This window comes from Agromyces sp. Marseille-Q5079 (assembly GCF_051016555.1).
GTDB lineage: Bacteria > Actinomycetota > Actinomycetes > Actinomycetales > Microbacteriaceae > Agromyces.
Genome location: NZ_JBPEJF010000003.1, coordinates 125,937 through 143,467, shown reverse-complemented (window position 1 = coordinate 143,467; position 17,531 = coordinate 125,937). Strand labels below are relative to the sequence as shown.

Here is a 17,531-nt window from a genome sequence, read left to right as displayed (position 1 = left end):
CCTCAGCGGTGGTCGTGCTCGTTCGCGTGCGATGCGCCGTGGCCATTCGCCCCGACCGGCATCGACTTCTGCATGAGCATCAGGAACTCGACGTTGGACTGCGTCTCCTTGAGGCGGCCCAGCACCGCCTCGAGGGCCGGCTGCTGGTCGAGGCCTGCGAGGGCGCGACGCAGCTTCCAGGTGATCTTGACCTCGTCGGGCGAGAGGAGCATCTCCTCGCGGCGCGTCGACGACGCGTTCACGTCGACGGCCGGGAAGATGCGCTTGTCGGCGAGCTGGCGCGAGAGGCGCAGCTCCGAGTTGCCGGTGCCCTTGAACTCCTCGAAGATGACCTCGTCCATCTTGGAGCCGGTCTCGACGAGCGCCGTGGCGAGGATGGTGAGCGAGCCACCGTTCTCGATGTTGCGCGCAGCGCCGAAGAAGCGCTTCGGCGGGTACAGCGCCGATGCGTCGACACCACCGGACAGGATGCGGCCCGAGGTGGGGGCGGCGAGGTTGTACGCGCGGCCCAGCCGGGTGATCGAGTCGAGCAGCACGACCACGTCGTGGCCGAGCTCGACGAGGCGCTTCGCGCGCTCGATGGCGAGCTCGGCGACCGTCGTGTGGTCTTCGGCCGGACGGTCGAAGGTCGAGGCGATGACCTCGCCCTTCACCGTGCGCTGCATGTCGGTGACCTCTTCGGGGCGCTCGTCGACGAGCACGACCATGAGGTGGACCTCGGGGTTGTTGATCGAGATGGCGTTCGCGATCTGCTGCAGCACGATCGTCTTGCCCGCCTTCGGGGGCGCGACGATGAGGCCGCGCTGGCCCTTGCCGATGGGGGCGACGAGGTCGATGATGCGCTGCGTGAGCTTGGTGGGCTCGGTCTCGAGGCGCAGGCGCTCCTGGGGGTAGAGCGGCGTGAGCTTCTGGAACTCGACGCGAGCGCCCGACTCCTCGATGGTCTGGCCGTTGACGGAGTCGACCTTCACGAGGGCGTTGTACTTCTGGCGGCTGTTCGACTCGGCATCGTGCGGCTGCTTGATCGAGCCGACGACCGCGTCGCCCTTGCGCAGGTGGTACTTCTTCACCTGGCCGAGCGAGACGTAGACGTCGCTCGGGCCGGGCAGGTAGCCCGTCGTACGGACGAACGCGTAGTTGTCGAGCACGTCGAGGATGCCGGCGATCGGGATGAGCACGTCGTCGTCGAGGATCTCGGGCTCGAGCTCGTCGCCACCGGTCTGGCCGCGACGCTTGCGGTCGCGGTACCGGTTGCGGCGTCCGCCCTCGCCGTCGACGAGCTGCTGGTCGCCGCGGTTCTGGTTCTGCTGGCGGTTGCCCTCGCCCTGCAGCTTGGGCTCGGCGGCGTCGCCCTGGCGGTCGCCGCCCTGACGCTCGCCGCGGCCCTGACGTGCCGGCTGGTCGTCGCCCTTGCGTGCGTCGCCGTTGGACTGGCGATCGGCGCTGCCGGCGGCCTGGCCGTTCTGGCGGCCCTGGCCCTCGCCCGACTTCTGCGCGTCGTCGCCCGTGCGCTCGGCGCGCTCGCGCTCGCCGCCCCGGCGTCCGCGGTTGCGGCTGCGGCCCTGTCGGGGCTGCTCGCCGGAGGTCTCACCCTCGGCGTCGCCCTCGGCGGTCTTGGGGGCGCGGCCGGCTTCACCGGTCGCGGCGGCGAGCTCCTCGCGCACGGCGGCGCGGGCCGCCTCGCGGGCGTCGTCGGACTCGACGACGGGCTCGGATGCCGCGGGCACGAGGTCGACGCCGGTCGCGGCGCCGTTCGCGTGGCGCGTGGCGGCCGTGCTCGCGCTCGTGGCACGACGCGGCTGGCGGCCCTGCCGTGCGGGCTGCGCAGCGGCGGGGGCCTCGGGGGCCTGCTCGACGGCGGGCGCGTCTGCCACGACGGGAGCCTCGGGCTCCTCGAACGTCGGCTCGGCCGGGGTCTCGACGACGGGTGCCTCGACGGGCGCGTCGGTCGTCGGCGCGTCGACGGCTACCTCGGCGCCCAGGCTCTCCTGGTGTGCGGAGATCAGGTCGACGAGTTCGCCCTTGCGGCGCTTGGAGCCGCCGGGGATGCCGAGCGAGGAGGCGAGCTCCTGGAGCTCGGCGACCTTCAGGGCGGAGAGTCGGGTGCGGTTCGCCACGCCTGCTTCGGCGTGGTCGGTTGCGTTGGTCACTGGGTATGTTCCTTTCCCCCGGTGGCAAGAGCTGCCGACCCAGGAGAGCTGGTCGCTGACACGTCGCAGGTCATGCGCGAAGCGCAGACGTGCGCGAGAACGAGAGCAATGGATTGCTGGGAATCGCACGATGCGACGATGGACGCGAACAGTGCGTCGCTCGTCGGGTGCCCCTCAATGCTATCACCCGACGAGCGCCCCGCGGACTCGCGACCCGCCCTGTGGAGAACGTGCTCGGCCTGGACCGGTCAGCCGTCGATCTGCGTGACCGTCGCGCCCAGGAAGTCGACCGCGAGCGGCAACGGCTGCCACACCGTCTCGGCGGACTCCTCGACGAGTCGGATGGCCTCGGCCCGCTCGCTGGGATCGCTGGAGAGCACGAGGATCGACGGGCCCGCCCCCGAGACGACGGCCGGATGCCCCGCCGCGCGCAGTGCCCGGATGAGGCGATCGGTCTCGGGCATGGCCTGCGCCCGGTAGTGCTGGTGCAGCTTGTCCTCGGTCGCCTGGAGCAGCAGCTCGGGACTCTGGATGAGGGCCGCGACGAGCAGGGCCGAGCGGGACACGTTGAACACGGCGTCTTCGTGCGGAACCGACTCGGGCTGGAGCGAACGCGCCAGCGCCGTCGACATCTCGTGCTCGGGCACGAGCACGAGCGGCGAGACGCCGCGGTGCACGATGAGCTTCTTGTGCCGAGGCCCGTCGGGCGTGACCCATGCGATGGTCAGGCCGCCGAACAGTGCCGGTGCGACGTTGTCGGGGTGGCCCTCGAGTTCGGTCGCGAGCTCGAGCAGGTCGTCGGCGCTGAACCGGGCGATGCCCTCGAGCAGTCCGGACGCGGCGATGACGCCGGCCACGATCGCGGCGCCCGAGGAGCCGAGGCCGCGTCCGTGGGGGATGCTGTTGTGCGCCACGAGGCGGATCGAGGGCATCGGGACGCCGGCGTGCGCGAACGTGTGCGCCATGGCGCGCACGACGAGGTGCGACGCGTCGAGCGGCACCTCGCCCTCGCCGACGCCGTGCACCGAGATGTCGTGGGTCGCGGCATCCGTCGCCTCGATGTCGAGCTCGTCGTACTGCGCGAGTGCGAGTCCGAGCGTGTCGAAGCCGGGGCCGAGGTTGGCGCTGGTCGCGGGCACCTTCACGTGCACGCGGCGCCCGACGACGGCGCTGACGCCCTCGTCGAGTCCGGGTGCGGCCTGGTTCATGAGGTGAGTCCGAGGACCGCGGCGATCTGGGCGGTGTCGACGGGCACGATGGTCGGCGTCACGTCGGAGCCGTCGGCCGTGCGGAGCGCCCACTGGGGGTCCTTCAGGCCGTGGCCGGTGACCGTGAGCACGACGCGCGCGCCCGCCGGGATCACGCCCGCCTCGGCGCGCTCGAGCAGGCCGGCGACCGAGATCGCCGATGCGGGCTCGACGAAGATGCCGACCTCGGCCGAGAGGATGCGCTGCGCCTCGAGGATCTTGTCGTCGTCGATCGCGCCGAAGTAGCCGTCGGTCTCGTCGCGCGCCGCGAGGGCGAGCTCCCACGAGGCCGGGTTGCCGATGCGGATCGCGCTCGCGATGGTCTCGGGGTTCTTCACCGGCTCGCCGCGCACGATCGGCGCGGAACCGGAGGCCTGGAAGCCGAACATGCGGGGCATGCGCGTGCTGTTGCCCGCGGCGAGGTCTTCGCGGTAGCCGCGCGTGTACGCGGTGTAGTTGCCCGCGTTGCCGACCGGGATGAAGTGGAAGTCGGGTGCGTCGCCGTGTGCCTCGACGATCTCGAACGCCGCGGTCTTCTGCCCCTCGATGCGGTCGTTGTTGACCGAGTTGACCAGGTGCACCGCGTAGTTCTCGGCGAGGTCGCGGGCGATGTCGAGGCAGTCGTCGAAGTTGCCCTGCACCTGCAGGAGCTCGCCGTTGTGCGCGATGGCCTGGCTCAGCTTGCCCATGGCGATCTTGCCCTCGGGCACGAGCACCGCGGCCTTGATGCCCGCGTGCGTGGCGTACGCCGCGGCCGACGCCGAGGTGTTGCCGGTCGACGCGCAGATGACGACCTTCGCGCCGTGCTCGACGGCCTTCGTGACGGCCATGGTCATGCCGCGGTCCTTGAACGAGCCGGTCGGGTTCATGCCCTCGTACTTCACCCAGACGTCGGCGCCCGTGCGCCGCGAGAGCGCGGGCGCGGGCAGGAGCGGCGTGCCACCCTCGCCGAGCGTGACGACCGGCGTGGCGTCGGTGACGTCGAGCCGGTCGGCGTATTCGCGGATGACGCCCCGCCATTGACGGGACGTGGCCTTGGGGGTGGGCTGGTTCACATTGCTCCTTCGACTCGGAGGACGGACGCGACGGATACGACGACGGGGTTCTCGGAGAGGGCGGCGACGGTCTCGGCGAGCGCGGACTCCGTCGCCTGGTGCGTGCCGATCACCAGCGTAGCCCGCTCGGAGCCGCCGCTCACCGTCTGCTGCAGCTGCTCGACGGACACGTCGTGCTCGGCGAACACGTGCGCGATGCGCTCGAGCACGCCGGGCTCGTCGGCCACCTCGAGGGTGATCGCGTACCGGGTGGTGATGCGGCCGATCTCGAACATCGGCAGCTCGGCGTGGGTGGACTCGGCCGTGCCGGGACCGCCGACGACGTGGCGACGCGCGATGGCCACGAGGTCGCCGAGCACCGCGGACGCGGTCTGCACTCCCCCGGCGCCGGCGCCGTAGAACATCAGCGGGCCGGCGGCGGATGCCTCGACGAACACGGCGTTGTTCGCTCCGCGCACGGCGCCGAGCGGGTGCTCGCGGGGCACGAGTGCCGGGTAGACGCGGGCGGACACGCCCTCTTCTCCGGTCGTGGGGTCGGTGAGCCGCTCGCAGATCGCGAGGAGCTTGACGACGAAGCCTGCGCGCCGGGCGGACTCCACCTGCTGCGCGGTCACCGAGGTGATGCCCTCGCGGTGCACGGCCTCGACCGGGACGCTCGTGTGGAAGGCGATGCTCGCGAGGATGGCCGCCTTCTGCGCCGCGTCGTAGCCGCCGATGTCGGCGGTCGGGTCGGCTTCGGCGTAGCCGAGCTCGGTCGCCGTGGCGAGGGCGTCCTCGAGCGAGGCGCCGGTGGTGTCCATGCGATCGAGGATGAAGTTCGTCGTGCCGTTCACGATGCCGAGGATCCGCTCGATGCGGTCGCCGGCGAGGCTCTCGCGAAGGGGGCGGATGATCGGGATCGCCCCGGCGACGGCCGCCTCGTAGGAGAGCTGGGCGCCGACCTGCTCGGCCGCGGCGTAGAGCTCGGGTCCGTGCGTCGCGAGGAGCGCCTTGTTGCCGGTGACGACGTCGGCGCCCGAGGCGATGGCCTTCAGCACGAGCGTGCGAGCGGGCTCCAGCCCGCCCATGAGCTCGATCACGATGTCGGAGCCGAGGATGAGGGCGTCGGAGTCGGTGGTCAGCAGGTCGCGCGGCAGCTCGACGTCGCGCTTCGCGTCGAGGTCGCGGACGGCGATGCCGACGAGCTCGATGCGGGCGCCGATGCGCTGGGCGAGCTCGTCGCCGTGCTCGATCAGGAGTCGGGCGACCTGGGACCCGACGGACCCGGCCCCGAGCAGGCCGACCCGGATGGAGCGGTACTCGATCATGCGGTGGTTCCTCCGGTGTGGTTCGGTTCGTGGTTCGAGGCCTCGATGCCCGCGTCGCGGGCGAGCAGGTCGTCGATGGTCTCGCCGTGGACGATCACGCGGGCCGAGCCGTCGCGGACGGCGACGACGGCGGGCCGCGGCACGTGGTTGTAGTTGCTCGCGAGCGACCAGCAGTACGCGCCCGTCGCGGCGACCGCGACGAGGTCGCCGGGGACGACGTCGTGCGGCAGGTAGTCGGAGTCGACGATGATGTCGCCCGACTCGCAGTGCTTGCCGGCCAGTCGCACGAGCGCGGCCGGCTCGTCGGAGACCCGGCCCGCGAGCCGCACCGTGTAGTCGGCGCCGTACAGGGCGGTGCGCGCGTTGTCGCTCATGCCGCCGTCGACCGAGACGTAGTGCCGCCACCCGCCCTCGGTGGGCACGGGCTTGACGGTGCCCACGGTGTAGAGGGTCACGCCCGCCGGCCCGATGATCGAACGGCCGGGCTCGAACGCGAGCTTCGGCACCGGGACGCCGTGGGCCCGGCAGGCCTCTGCGACGGCCCCGGCGATGCCGAGCGAGATCTGCTCGATGGGCGTCGGGTCGTCGACCGACGTGTACGCGATGCCGAAGCCGCCGCCGAGGTTGAGCTCGGGCACCGGCGCGATGCGAGCGAGTTCCGCGTGCGCGGCCAGCAGGCGCTCGGCCGACTCCGCGAAGCCGGCGGAGTCGAAGATCTGGGAGCCGATGTGGCAGTGCAGGCCGAGGAAGTCGAGCGAGGCGTGCGAGCGGATGCGGGTGCCGAGCTCGACGGCGCGGTCGAGGGACACCCCGAACTTCTGGTCTTCGTGGGCCGTGGCGAGGAACTCGTGGGTCGAGGCGTGCACGCCGCTGTTCACCCTGAGCCGGACGCGCTGCACGCGACCCGCCCGCGCCGCGGCATCCGCGACCCGGTCGATCTCGATCTCGGAGTCGATGATGATCGCGCCGACGCCGACCTGCACGGCCCGCTCGATCTCGGCGATCGACTTGTTGTTGCCGTGGAAGCCGAGCCTCGACGGGTCCGCTCCCGCGGCGAGTGCGATCGCGAGCTCGCCGCCGCTGCAGACGTCGACCGCGAGGCCCTCGGCGCTCACCCAGCGCACGATCTCGGTCGAGAGGAACGCCTTGCCCGCGTAGTAGACGGTGACCGAGGTGCCGACGGATGCCGCGGCGGCCTCGAATGCGGCCCGGAACCTGCGGGCCCTGGCCCGGGCGTCGTCTTCGTCGACGACGTAGAGCGGCGTGCCGAAACGCTCGGCGAGTGCGGTGAGCGCGATGCCGCCGACGACGATCGCGCCGTCGTCGTCGCGGTGCGCGCCGGAGGGCCAGACCTGGGCGGCGAGGGCGTTCGGGTCGGCGGGCGCGTGCAGCCATCCGGGGACGGCGGTGGTCGTTGCCACGGGAAACCTCTGGGGACGGAACGGATCTCGAGCTTCGCTCGCGGCGAGCGAACCGGATCGATTCGATGGAGCCTGCAGCGCGCCGCCCTTGTGGGACGGCCTGACCGCGAGTCTACCGAGCGCGATCCGAGTGGCCGAATCGATGACGTCGCGTGCGACCCGCCGCCGGGTCGCCGCGGCGAGCGCGCCGCGAACGCCGCACCGTCGCCCGGCTCACGACGCGTCGCACGTGCCGTTCGTGCGCAGCGACGCCTCCTCGAAGGGCACGTCGCTCGCCGTGAAGGCGACCTGCGCGTGGCCCTCGGTGAGCGTGATCTGCTCGACCTGCACGCCCGCGGGGAGGTACTGCGCCACGCAGACGTCGAGCTGGGCGTCGCCGAGCAGCTGTTGCGCCAGGCCCCCGAGCTCGAACGAGTTCTCGCCCGCCGAGAGCTCGACGCCGACCGGGGTCAGCAGCACGTTCGTGCCGGCCGCCTCGGCCGAGGCGGTGATCGACGCGCCGAGGTCGAGGCCGAGCACCTCCATCGAGGTCTGGTAGCCGAGCGTGCCGTCGCCGATCGAGATCTCGCCGTTCTCACCCGGAAGCTCGACCAACGCGTTCACGGATGCCTCGTCGAGATCGACCGTGCCGCTGACGCGGTCGATCGGGGCACCCTGCTGCACGGGCACGCCCTCGGCCACCACGTGCGCGTCGAGCGGGTTGCCGTCGACCTCGAGCCCGGACGCGTCGAGCGTGATCTGCTCCAGCGACCCCGTCGCCAGCTGGGCCAGGACCGAGAACCCGGCGACGTGCGCCGTGACCTCGCCGTCGACGCCCTCGGGCAGGTTCGCCTCGATCTGCTCGACGATGCGCTGCTCCAGCACGGACCTCGTCACGACGTCGGCGACGACGAGCACCGCGACCAGCGCGAGCACGCACGTGACCACGATGATCCACGGCTTCGCGCGTCGACGCGGGCGATCGGACGGGGTCGTGGCGCCCTCGGCCTGCGCGGCCGGGAGCGGATCGATCACCTCGGTGGCGCGCACGTCGTCGAGCACGGCCGTCGGCGCGAGCTCGTCATCACGGACGGGGCCGGTCGCCGCGGCATCGGTCGGCGCCTCGGGCCCGCGCTCGGCAGCGGCATCCGTGCCCTGATCGCGGTGGTCGTCGCGGGGTGTGCTCACTGGTGCCTCCGTGCTCGTCGTGGTCGTTCGGACCCCGCCCGTCGGGGGCGACGGGTCACATGCGCTCGGGCGCCGAGACGCCGAGCAGGTCGAGGCCGTTGCGGATGACCTGTCGGGTCGCGTCGTTCAGCCACAGGCGCGTGCGGTGCAGGTCGCCGATCGGCTCCTCGCCGAGCGGCAGCACGCGGCAGTTGTCGTACCACCGGTGGTAGAGGCCCGCGAGCTCCTCGATGTAGCGCGCGACGCGGTGCGGCTCGCGGAGCTCCGCCGACTGGGCGACGATGCGCGGGAACTCCTGCAGCGCGCCGAGGAGCGCCGACTCCGTCTCGTGCGAGAGCAGCTCGGGCGCGAAGCTCGACCGGTCGAGGCCGACGGATGCCGCGTTGCGGTCGACCGCGCACGTGCGGGCGTGGGCGTACTGCACGTAGAAGACGGGGTTGTCGTTCGTGCGGCGCGTGAGGATCTCGGGGTCGATCGTGAGCGGCGAGTCGGCCGGGTAGCGCGCGAGCGTGTACCGCAGCGCGTCGGTGCCGAGCCACGCCTGCAGGTCGTCGAGCTCGATGATGTTGCCGGCGCGCTTGGAGAGCTTCGCGCCGTTGATGCTCACGAGCTGGCCGATGAGCACCTCGATGTCGCGATCGGGGTCGTCGCCCGCGGCACCGGCGAGCGCCTTGAGGCGGTGCACGTAGCCGTGGTGATCGGCGCCCAGCAGGTAGATCTTGTGGCCGAAGCCGCGGTCGCCCTTGTCGAGGTAGTACGCGGCGTCCGCCGCGAAGTAGGTGTACGCCCCGTTGCTGCGGCGGATGACTCGGTCTTTGTCGTCGCCGAAGTCGGTGGTGCGCACCCAGACCGCGTCGTCCTCGTCGAAGACGTGGCCCTGTGCGCGCAGGCGCTCGACGGCGGTGTCGACGTCGGACAGCCCGTCTTCGCCCTTCAGCTGCATGCGACGCTCGCTGGTCCAGACGTCGAAGTGCACGTTGAAGCGGTCGAGCGAGGCGCGGATCTCGCCGAGCTGGAGCTCGTAGGCGATCTCGGTGGCGCTGTGCAGGGCGACGTCGTCGGCCAGCGCGAGCAGGTTCGGCTCGCGCTCGAGCACGCGCGCGGCGAGGTCGGCGATGTAGCTGCCGGGGTATCCACCCTCGGGCGTGGGCTCGCCCTTCGCCGCGGCGAGCACCGAGCGGCCGAAGTTCTCCATCTGGTTGCCCGCGTCGTTGATGTAGTACTCGTTCGCGACCTCGGCACCGGCTGCGCGGAGCACGCGGGAGATCGCGTCGCCGAGCGCCGCCCACCGCGTGTGGCCGATGTGCAGCGGACCCGTCGGGTTCGCCGAGACGAATTCGAGGTTGATGCGCTCGCCGGCGAGCTTGTCGCTGCGGCCGTAGTCGGCGCCGGCGTCGACGATGACCTTCGCGAGGGCGCCCGCGGCGGCCGCGTCGAGCCGCACGTTGATGAAGCCGGGACCGGCGACCTCGGCGCTCGTCACGCCGTCGACCGCGGCAAGGCCCTCGGCGAGCTCGGTCGCGATGGCGCGCGGGTTCGAGCCGAGCGGCTTGGCCAGCCGCATCGCGATGTTCGAGGCCCAGTCGCCGTGCTCGCGCTGCTTCGGCCGCTCGAGGACGATCTGTTCGGGGGCGAGCTCGAGGACGACCTCGTCACCCGCGTCACGACGTCGCCGCACCATGGCGGTCACGAGGTCGAACAGGGCGAGGGAGAGATCGTCGGGAGTCACCCGCAAATCCTACCGTTCGACGTTGGTAAGGTCTCTCCATGCCTCGCCCCGCACTGCTCGGCTCCGGCCGCACGCTCCGACCCGTCGTCGCATCCGTCGTGCTGCTCGCGGCATCCGCCGTCCTGCTGAGCGGATGCAGCGCAGGCGATCCGCAGGGGTCGTCGACGCAAGCGCCCGCAGCCGGCGAGCCGGGGTCGACCGAGGGCGCGCAGGCCACCGATCCCGCGCCGGTGCCGACGCCGACCGCCGAGCCGGCGATCCCGTTCGCGATCGCCTGCGACGCGCTCCTCACGGCCGACCAGCTCTACGCCTTCAACCCGAACTTCGGCGCGGACCCCGGGTACACCCCGTCGGCGAGCACGGTCGTCGCGCTCGTCGAGGAGACCGAGGGCACCGCCTGCGGATACCTCAACCAGTCCAGCGGCGAGGTCATCGAGGTCGCCGTCGCGACGCCGACGGAGTCGGCCGGCAAGACCCTCGCGAACGAGGCCGCGGCCACGAGCACCGCCGTGCCCACCTACGGCACGCCGCCCACGGTGAGCGGCTACTTCAGCCGCAGCGGCGACCACGGCAAGGTGCAGGTCTTCTCCGGCCCCTACTGGCTGGTCATCGACTCCACCGCGATCTTCGAGCCGGGCGACGCGCAGAGCCTCGTGGCCGACGTGCTCGGCAACCTGCCCGCGAGCTGACGAGGAGACCCCATGGCGGCGACGAACACCCCAGGCACGCCGTCGTGGCTCGGCGCCGTCAACGACCGTGCCGGACTCGCCGTCCTGCTCGACCACGGCCCGCTGACGCGCAACCGCATCTGCGAGCTCGTCGGCGTCTCCAAGCCGACGGCGTCGCAGATGATGAGCCGGCTCCTCCAGGCGGGATTCATCGAGGAGCAGGGGCTGCTCGCCGGCTCCGCCGGGCGCGCGGCCGTCGTCTACGCCGCCCGGGTGGATCGCCGGGTGGGCATCGCCCTCGACCTCGACGCCTTCGAGGTGCGCGCCACGGTCGTCGACGCCGCGGGCACCGACCGGCCCGTGGTGCGGATGCCGCTGCCGCACGATCCCACCGCCCGTTCGGCCGTCGAGGAGGTGCGTCGCGCGATCGTCGAGGCGAGCGCGGCCGCGGGCACCCTGCCCGACGCGGTGCACACGGTGTGTCTCGGCATCCCCGGGTACGTCGACCCCGGCCCGAGCGGCGAGCTCTTCAGCGAGACCCTGCCCGGCTGGCCGGTGCGGCACCTCCGCACCATCCTCGAGACCGACCTGGGCCGGACCGTGCTCATCGAGAACGACGTGAACCTCGCCGCGCTCGCCGAGCGCGAGGGCGGGGCCGCCGCGGGGCGCGACGTCTTCGCGCTGCTCTGGCTCGGCAACGGCGTCGGCGCGTCGTTCGACGTCGCCGGCGACCTGCACCGGGGCACGTTCGGCGGCGCCGGCGAGATCGGATTCCTGCCGATCTCGACCGAGGCGGCCGCGCTCGACCCCGCGGCGCGCACCGTGCAGGACCTGGTCGGCGGTCGCGCCGTCGCCCTCCTCGCACGCCGGCACGGCCTCGACGCCGACGGATTCCACGCCGCGCGCGCCGCGCTCGCGGACCCGTCCGCCGACGACGTGCGACGGCTCGTGTTCGAGGACCTGGCCGAACGCGTCGCACACATCGCGCTCCCCGTGATCGCGACGCTCGACCCCGGGCTCGTCGTGCTCGCCGGCCCGACCGCCGATCTCGGCGGCGCGACCTTCGCGCAGGCCGTCGGCGCCGGCATCCGTCGCCTCAGCCGGTGGTATCCCGAGGTGGTGGCCACCGCCGTGCACGGCGACGCCGTCCTGCGCGGCGCAAGGAGCCTGCTCGCCAATCGCGTGCGCGACGAACTGCTCGACTCGGTCGCCGCCGTGGCTCGCGCCTGACCCGGTCCCGGGCCTCCCGCGTTCCGAATCGACCCGCGATCGGTGCTATCGTTGCTGGCTGTGCGCCTCCGTAGCTCAGGGGATAGAGCGCCGGTTTCCGGTACCGTAGGTCGGGGGTTCGAATCCCTCCGGGGGCACAGATCGCAGTCGTTCGCGGCTGCCTGCCGGCGAGGCTCGTCGGGTACTCGACGAATCTCGCCGGGTACCCAACGAAACGGCTCGCCCGTTCGTCTCTTCAGATGACGGCGGATCGACCGCCGTCGGGAGGAGCAGCGCGTGCCCCGGTCATGGGACGAGGTCGCCACTCGGCTGGTCGCCGAGCGCGGTGACGCGCTCACGCGCTACGCGTACCTGCTCACGGGCCGTGCCGACGATGCCGCCGACCTCGTGCAGGATGCGCTCGTGCGCACGTTCGGCAGCCCGCGCTTCCAGCTGACGCTGCCGCGCGCCGAGGCGTACGTGCGCCGCGCCATCCTGAACGCGGTCATCGACCGGTCGCGCCGGGACGGCACGTGGCGCCGGGTGCGCCACCTCGCCGTGCCGCCGGTCGCGGCCGACGTGCCGCAGGAGCACAGCGACGCGCGCATCGACCTCATGCGCCGCGTCCGCGCCCTCGCCCCGCGCCAGGCCGCGTGCATCGTCCTGCGCTACTACGAGGACCTCACCGTCGACCAGATCGCGCACACCCTCGGGCTCAGCGCGGGCGCGGTCAAGCGGTACCTCAGCGACGGCCTGCGGGCGCTCTCCTCCTCGATCGCGGCATCCGACGGCCGACCGGCCGATGCCGGGACGACCAGAACGGAGGACGAACATGTCTCCTGACCCCCTGGACCTCTCCGAGGCGCTGGCGCGCGACGCGGATGCCGCACCCGCACGTCCGGTCGACCTCGACGCGGTGCTCCGCGCGAGCCGCGCCCGCCGCCGCACCCGTCGACGGGCGCTCGTCGGCGCGACGGCGTCGGTTGCGGGGCTGCTCGCCGTCGGCGGCCTCGTCCTCGGCCTCGGTGCGCTCGGTCCCCGCCTGGCGTCCTCGTCGTCGGACTCCCAGGTCGCCGCTGAGTCCTCGTCGGAGGAGGCCTCGTCCGACGCGTCCGACGCGGGCGGCGACGCGAGCGGTTCGACCCCCGTCGCGCCGCAGGACGGGGACCAGTTCCCCGACGACCTCCGGGTCGGCGTCGCCGAGACCCTGAACGTGTGCGGCGCGCCCATCGCGGCGGCCACGGACGGCGCCGCCACGGGCCTCGTCGCGACGGTCGAGCACCCGGCGCAGGCAGTGCCGTCGGGATCGGAGGCGACCGTCGCCGTGCTCGTCACGAACACCGGCGCCGAAGTCGTCGAGGGCGTGCTCGGCACGCCGGCGATCACGGTGTCCGAGGCGGGTTCGACCGTGTGGCATCCGCTGCCCTCGAGCGCGACCGAGTCCGTCGCCGTGCGCCTGGGCCCGGGCGAGTCGATCACGCTCAGCGGCCGGTACACGGCCGGATCGTGCGCCGACGGCGGCGACGCGTCGCTGGACTCCTCCGCGCCGGCGCCCCTCTCCCCCGGCACGTACGGGCTCTCGGCCGCGATCTCGTTCGCGGACGAGCCCGGCGTGCTCGGCGACCTCATCGTCTCCCCCGCGGCGTCCGTCACCGTGGGCTGACCGTTCGCCGGCCACCGTGGACGGTGCCGGCGGCCCCGCATAGACTCGAGGCATCCGTGCTGGGGCGGAGAAGGGCAAGGGGTGCATGGCGTCGTCACGTCGCGGTCGGGTATTGGTCACGGCGGCTCTCGCGACCGCGCTCGTGTTCGTCGGCGGTTCGCCCGCCTGGGCCGAAGACCCCGTCGAGTTCGGTTCGAGCCCCATCGTCGACACCGTGGGCGCGCTCGGATCCGATGCCGACGAGGTGCTCGCGGCCATCGAGAAGACGGCCGACGACACGGGTCGGCAGCTGTTCGTCGCCTACGTCGGCGAGTTCACGAACCCCGAGCAGGCCGACACCTGGGCCAACGACACCGCGGTCGCCAACAACATGGGCGCCGAGGACTACCTGCTCGCCGTCGCCGTCGACGGCCGCGCCTACTACCTCTCCGCCGCCGACAACGCCTCGGTCTCGGCCGACGAGATCGACCGCATCAGCCTCGAGGTCATCGAGCCCGAACTGCGCGCGGAGGACTGGGCGGGCGCTGCCGTCGCCGCAGCCCAGGCGCTCGACGACACCGGCTCGGGCGGGTCGGGCTGGGGATGGGTCTGGTTCCTCGTCATCGCCGCGGCGGTCGTGGCGGTCATCGCGATCGTGCTGTCGCGGCGGCGGGGTCGCCGAGGCCCCCCGGATGCCGCGGGCGGACCCGGCGCGCCGGCGCCGCCGGTGCCCCTCGACGAGCTCCGTCGACGCGCGGGCTCGGCACTCGTGGCCGCCGATGACGCGATGAAGACGAGCGAGGAGGAGCTCGGCTTCGCCACGGCCTCCTACGGAGAGGCGGCGACCGCGCCCTTCCGTGCCGCACTCGACACCGCCAAGGCGAAGGTCACCGAGGCGTTCGCGCTGCAGCAGCGGCTCGACGACGACGAACCCGACACCGACGCGCAGCGCCGCGAGTACTACGAGGGCATCCTCGCGGCGACGAGCGAGGCCGACGCGAGGCTCGACGAGCAGACCGAGGCGTTCGACGCCCTCCGCGACCTCGAGCGCAACGCCCCGGCCGAGCTCGAGCGCGTGCGCGCCGAGGCCGCCGCCGCCCGCACCGGCACGGGGCCGGCGCGCGAACGGCTCCGGGCGCTCGAGGGCGTGTACGCGGCATCCGCCCTCGCCGCCGTGGCCGACAACCCGGCGCAGGCCGAGTCGCGCCTCGCGTTCGCCGACGACGAGCTCGCCCGTGCGACCGCCGCGGTCGAGGCGGCGCAGCACGCCGAGGCCGCGGTCGCGATCCGCGCCGCCGAGGAGGCCGTCGACCAGGCCGGCCTCCTGGGGGCCGCCGTCGGACGCCTCGCCGACGACCTCGCCGCGGCCGACCGTTCGCTCGCCGACGGCATCGCCGACCTCGAGGGCGACGTCCAGACGGCGCGCGCGCTCGGCGGTGCCGCCGCGCCCGTCGCCGATCGCACGGCGGCCGTCGCGTCCGTGCTCCGCAGCGTGATCGGAGCCGCCGGCCGCGACCCGCTCGCCGCGAACGCCCGCCTCGCGCAGGCAAACGCCGAGATCGACGCGGCGATCGCGAGCGAACGCGACGCCGCCGAGCAGGCGGCACGGGCGCAGGCGCTGCTCCAGCGCACGGTCGACGGCGCACGAGCGAGGGTGCAGTCCGCCGAGGACTACCTCGTGGCCCGACGCGGGGGCGTCGGAACCGAGGCGCGCACGAGGCTCGCCACGGCGGCCCAGCTCCTGCAGCGGGCCCAGACGAGCCCCGATCCCGCGCTCGCCCTGCAGTCCGCGCAGCAGGCCGATCGCCTCGCCGCAGAGGCGCTCTCGCTCGCGCAGCGCGATGTCGAGGGATTCGGCGGCGGCATGGGGGGCGGCTTCGGCGGCGCGTCGGGCGGCGGCCAGGGCGGCAACATGATGGGCGCCGTGCTCGGCGGCATCCTGATCGAGTCCATGCTCGGCGGTGGGTCACGAGGCGGCGGCCTCGGCGGCGGCCTCGGGGGCGGCTTCGGGGGCTTCGGCGGCGGCGGGAGCTCGCGAGGCGGCGGCTCACGGCGATCCTCGGGCAGTTTCGGCGGGGGCGCCACGCGCGGCCGACGCGGAAGCGGAGGCCGATTCTGACCACTTCGCCCGAGCTGCTCCGCCGACCCTGACTCCACCGGCACCGGCACCGACCCCGCCGACGAGACGAACCACACGACCGCGACGAAAGGAAACCAGCATGACCAAGCAGTCCATCTTCGGGAGGATCTCGACCCTCCTCCGAGCCAACGTGAACGCGCTGATCGACCAGGCGGAAGACCCCGAGAAGATGCTCGACCAGATGGTCCGGGACTTCACGAACAGCATCGCCGATGCCGAGGCCGCCATCGCCGAGACGATCGGCAACCTGCGCCTGCTCGAGGACGACCACCGCGAAGACGTCGAGGCCGCCCGCACGTGGGGCGAGAAGGCGCTCGCCGCGAGCCGCAAGGGCGATGAACTGCGTTCGGCGGGCGACGCCCCCGGCGCCGACAAGTTCGACAACCTCGCGAAGGTCGCGCTCAGCCGCCAGATCTCGGCCGAGAACGAGGCCCGGACGGCCGAGCCCCAGATCGCCGCGCAGACCGACGTGGTCGAGCAGCTGAAGTCCGGGCTGAACGGCATGAAGGAGAAGCTGGTCCAGCTGAAGAACAAGCGCTCCGAGCTCGTCGCGCGTGCCAAGACCGCCGAGGCCCAGCGCCAGGTCCACGACGCCGTGAAGTCGATCGACATCCTCGACCCGACGAGCGAGCTCGGTCGGTTCGAGGAGAAGATCCGCCGCGAGGAGGCCGTGGTCCGCGGCCAGTCCGAGCTGGCCGCGTCGAGCCTCGACGCCCAGTTCAACGAGCTCGACGACCTCGGCGAGCTCAGCGAGGTCGACGCCCGGCTCGCCGCGCTCAAGTCGGGCGGGGCCCGAGGGGCCATCTCCGGCTGACCGGAGTCGTCCCGCGATCGGGTCGGCTGGCACCGGCCGACCCGATCGCGGGATACTTGGCACATGCCCGCAACCTTCGTCGTCGTCCCGCTCTGGCAGGGATCGATCTCCTCTCGTGCGATGAGCCTCGCCGACGGGGCCGCCGCGATCCGCGGCGACCTCCCGTCCGCCTCCACGATCGTCGTCGACGTGCCCGCCGAGGCCGGCGAATCGCTCGGCACGGGCATCCGACGCTACAGCGCCCTCCGGCGCGTGCGAGAGCGCACCGAGGAGCTGCTCGCCACCACCGCGGCGCCCGCCATCACCATCGGCGGCGACTGCGGGGCGGTCCTGGCCGGGGTCGCCCATGCATCGCGTCACGCCGACGGCGACCTCGCGGTGCTGTGGCTCGACGCCCACCCCGACCTCAACACGCCCGACTCCTCGCCCTCCGGCGGGTTCGGCGGCATGGCCCTCCGACACGTCACCGGCGACGGCGTCGACGGCCTGGCCCTCGACGCCGAGACCCGGGTGGCCCCGGCACGGCTCGTGCTCGGCGGCGTCCGCGCCATCGACGCCGAGGAGCACCGCTTCATCGAGGAGCACGGCATCGACGTGCTGACCGTCGACGACCTCGCCGACCCGTCGGTGGTGATCGCGGCCGTCGAGGCGACCGGCGCGTCGCGCGTGTTCATCCACATCGACCTCGACGTCCTCGACCCCTCGGCCATCAGCGGCCTGTCGTACCCGATGCCCTTCGGCGTCGCCGCGCCGACGCTCGTCGCCCTCGTCAAGGCCGTGGTCTCGCGCTTCCCGCTCGCCGGCGCCGCGATCGCCGGGTTCGCGCCGAGTTCGCCCGACGCCGCCGACGACGACCTGCCCACGATCCTCCGACTGGTGGGGGCGCTGGCCAGCGGTGCCGCGGGCGAGCGCCCGGCGTCGGTCGCGGCGACGGCCTGACCCGCCGCAGCCGGCCGGGCGCGGCATCCGCATTCCCGTCGAT

14 protein-coding genes and 1 tRNA gene are annotated in these 17,531 nt (G+C 73.0%); 8 read left to right on the top strand and 7 right to left on the bottom strand.

The features are described from left to right. Positions 1-2: 2 nt before the first annotated feature. From rho to ACR3IO_RS08145, 7 genes are all read right to left on the bottom strand, one after another. The gene (gene rho / locus ACR3IO_RS08175) at positions 3-2,150 is read right to left on the bottom strand and encodes a transcription termination factor Rho (protein ID WP_434070700.1); all 2,148 of its coding nucleotides are present in this window, start codon (positions 2,148-2,150) and stop codon (positions 3-5) included. Positions 2,151-2,398: 248 nt separating this feature from the next. Continuing rightward, the gene (gene thrB / locus ACR3IO_RS08170; protein ID WP_434070699.1) at positions 2,399-3,358 is read right to left on the bottom strand and encodes a homoserine kinase; all 960 of its coding nucleotides are present in this window, start codon (positions 3,356-3,358) and stop codon (positions 2,399-2,401) included. After that, the gene (thrC, locus tag ACR3IO_RS08165; RefSeq protein WP_434070698.1) at positions 3,355-4,452 is read right to left on the bottom strand and encodes a threonine synthase; all 1,098 of its coding nucleotides are present in this window, start codon (positions 4,450-4,452) and stop codon (positions 3,355-3,357) included. Before thrC ends, thrB begins: the two co-directional genes overlap by 4 nt. Further along, positions 4,449-5,759, bottom strand: a complete 1,311-nt coding sequence (locus ACR3IO_RS08160) for a homoserine dehydrogenase (RefSeq protein ID WP_434070697.1) — start codon at positions 5,757-5,759, stop codon at positions 4,449-4,451. The genes thrC and ACR3IO_RS08160 overlap by 4 nt, the downstream gene beginning before the upstream one ends. After that, positions 5,756-7,180, bottom strand: a complete 1,425-nt coding sequence (lysA, locus tag ACR3IO_RS08155; RefSeq protein ID WP_434070696.1) for a diaminopimelate decarboxylase — start codon at positions 7,178-7,180, stop codon at positions 5,756-5,758. Before lysA ends, ACR3IO_RS08160 begins: the two co-directional genes overlap by 4 nt. A gap of 213 nt (positions 7,181-7,393) precedes the next feature. Further along, the gene (locus ACR3IO_RS08150; protein WP_434070695.1) at positions 7,394-8,347 is read right to left on the bottom strand and encodes an LmeA family phospholipid-binding protein; all 954 of its coding nucleotides are present in this window, start codon (positions 8,345-8,347) and stop codon (positions 7,394-7,396) included. 55 nt (positions 8,348-8,402) lie between these two features. Further along, complete coding sequence (locus ACR3IO_RS08145) at positions 8,403-10,076, bottom strand: arginine--tRNA ligase (protein ID WP_434070694.1); 1,674 nt, start codon at positions 10,074-10,076, stop codon at positions 8,403-8,405. A gap of 38 nt (positions 10,077-10,114) precedes the next feature. Here ACR3IO_RS08145 and ACR3IO_RS08140 point away from each other — a divergent pair, with 38 nt between their 5' ends. The 8 genes from ACR3IO_RS08140 (at position 10,115) to ACR3IO_RS08105 (ending at position 17,488) form a co-directional block, all read left to right on the top strand. After that, on the top strand, positions 10,115-10,765 hold the full coding sequence (locus ACR3IO_RS08140) for an iron ABC transporter ATP-binding protein (protein WP_434070693.1): 651 nt from the start codon (positions 10,115-10,117) through the stop codon (positions 10,763-10,765). Positions 10,766-10,777: 12 nt separating this feature from the next. Further along, on the top strand, positions 10,778-11,974 hold the full coding sequence (locus ACR3IO_RS08135; protein ID WP_434070692.1) for an ROK family protein: 1,197 nt from the start codon (positions 10,778-10,780) through the stop codon (positions 11,972-11,974). A 64-nt stretch (positions 11,975-12,038) separates the two neighbouring features. Then, positions 12,039-12,111, top strand: a tRNA-Arg gene (locus tag ACR3IO_RS08130). A gap of 139 nt (positions 12,112-12,250) precedes the next feature. Then, positions 12,251-12,796, top strand: coding sequence for a sigma-70 family RNA polymerase sigma factor (locus tag ACR3IO_RS08125; RefSeq protein WP_434070691.1), 546 nt, complete (start codon positions 12,251-12,253; stop codon positions 12,794-12,796). Beyond that, positions 12,786-13,616 (top strand): hypothetical protein, encoded by an 831-nt coding sequence (locus ACR3IO_RS08120; protein WP_434070690.1) that lies wholly within the window; start codon positions 12,786-12,788, stop codon positions 13,614-13,616. Before ACR3IO_RS08125 ends, ACR3IO_RS08120 begins: the two co-directional genes overlap by 11 nt. A gap of 85 nt (positions 13,617-13,701) precedes the next feature. Further along, complete coding sequence (locus tag ACR3IO_RS08115) at positions 13,702-15,714, top strand: TPM domain-containing protein (RefSeq protein ID WP_434070689.1); 2,013 nt, start codon at positions 13,702-13,704, stop codon at positions 15,712-15,714. Positions 15,715-15,814: 100 nt separating this feature from the next. Further along, positions 15,815-16,549 carry a PspA/IM30 family protein gene (locus tag ACR3IO_RS08110; RefSeq protein WP_434070688.1) on the top strand — a complete coding sequence of 245 codons (735 nt, stop codon included), beginning with the start codon at positions 15,815-15,817 and terminating at the stop codon, positions 16,547-16,549. A 63-nt stretch (positions 16,550-16,612) separates the two neighbouring features. Beyond that, on the top strand, positions 16,613-17,488 hold the full coding sequence (locus ACR3IO_RS08105) for an arginase family protein (RefSeq protein ID WP_434070687.1): 876 nt from the start codon (positions 16,613-16,615) through the stop codon (positions 17,486-17,488). The last annotated feature ends 43 nt before the right edge of the window (positions 17,489-17,531 follow it).

What these genes read in the sequence shown, in the direction of transcription:
- thrB (WP_434070699.1), bottom strand. Translation starts at nt 3,358, where the DNA reads ATGAACCAGGCCGCACCCGGACTCGACGAGGGCGTCAGCGCCGTCGTC.
- ACR3IO_RS08160 (WP_434070697.1), bottom strand. Translation starts at nt 5,759, where the DNA reads ATGATCGAGTACCGCTCCATCCGGGTCGGCCTGCTCGGGGCCGGGTCC.
- ACR3IO_RS08140 (WP_434070693.1), top strand. Translation starts at nt 10,115, where the DNA reads ATGCCTCGCCCCGCACTGCTCGGCTCCGGCCGCACGCTCCGACCCGTC.
- ACR3IO_RS08135 (WP_434070692.1), top strand. Translation starts at nt 10,778, where the DNA reads ATGGCGGCGACGAACACCCCAGGCACGCCGTCGTGGCTCGGCGCCGTC.
- ACR3IO_RS08120 (WP_434070690.1), top strand. Translation starts at nt 12,786, where the DNA reads ATGTCTCCTGACCCCCTGGACCTCTCCGAGGCGCTGGCGCGCGACGCG.
- ACR3IO_RS08115 (WP_434070689.1), top strand. Translation starts at nt 13,702, where the DNA reads ATGGCGTCGTCACGTCGCGGTCGGGTATTGGTCACGGCGGCTCTCGCG.
- ACR3IO_RS08110 (WP_434070688.1), top strand. Translation starts at nt 15,815, where the DNA reads ATGACCAAGCAGTCCATCTTCGGGAGGATCTCGACCCTCCTCCGAGCC.
- ACR3IO_RS08105 (WP_434070687.1), top strand. Translation starts at nt 16,613, where the DNA reads ATGCCCGCAACCTTCGTCGTCGTCCCGCTCTGGCAGGGATCGATCTCC.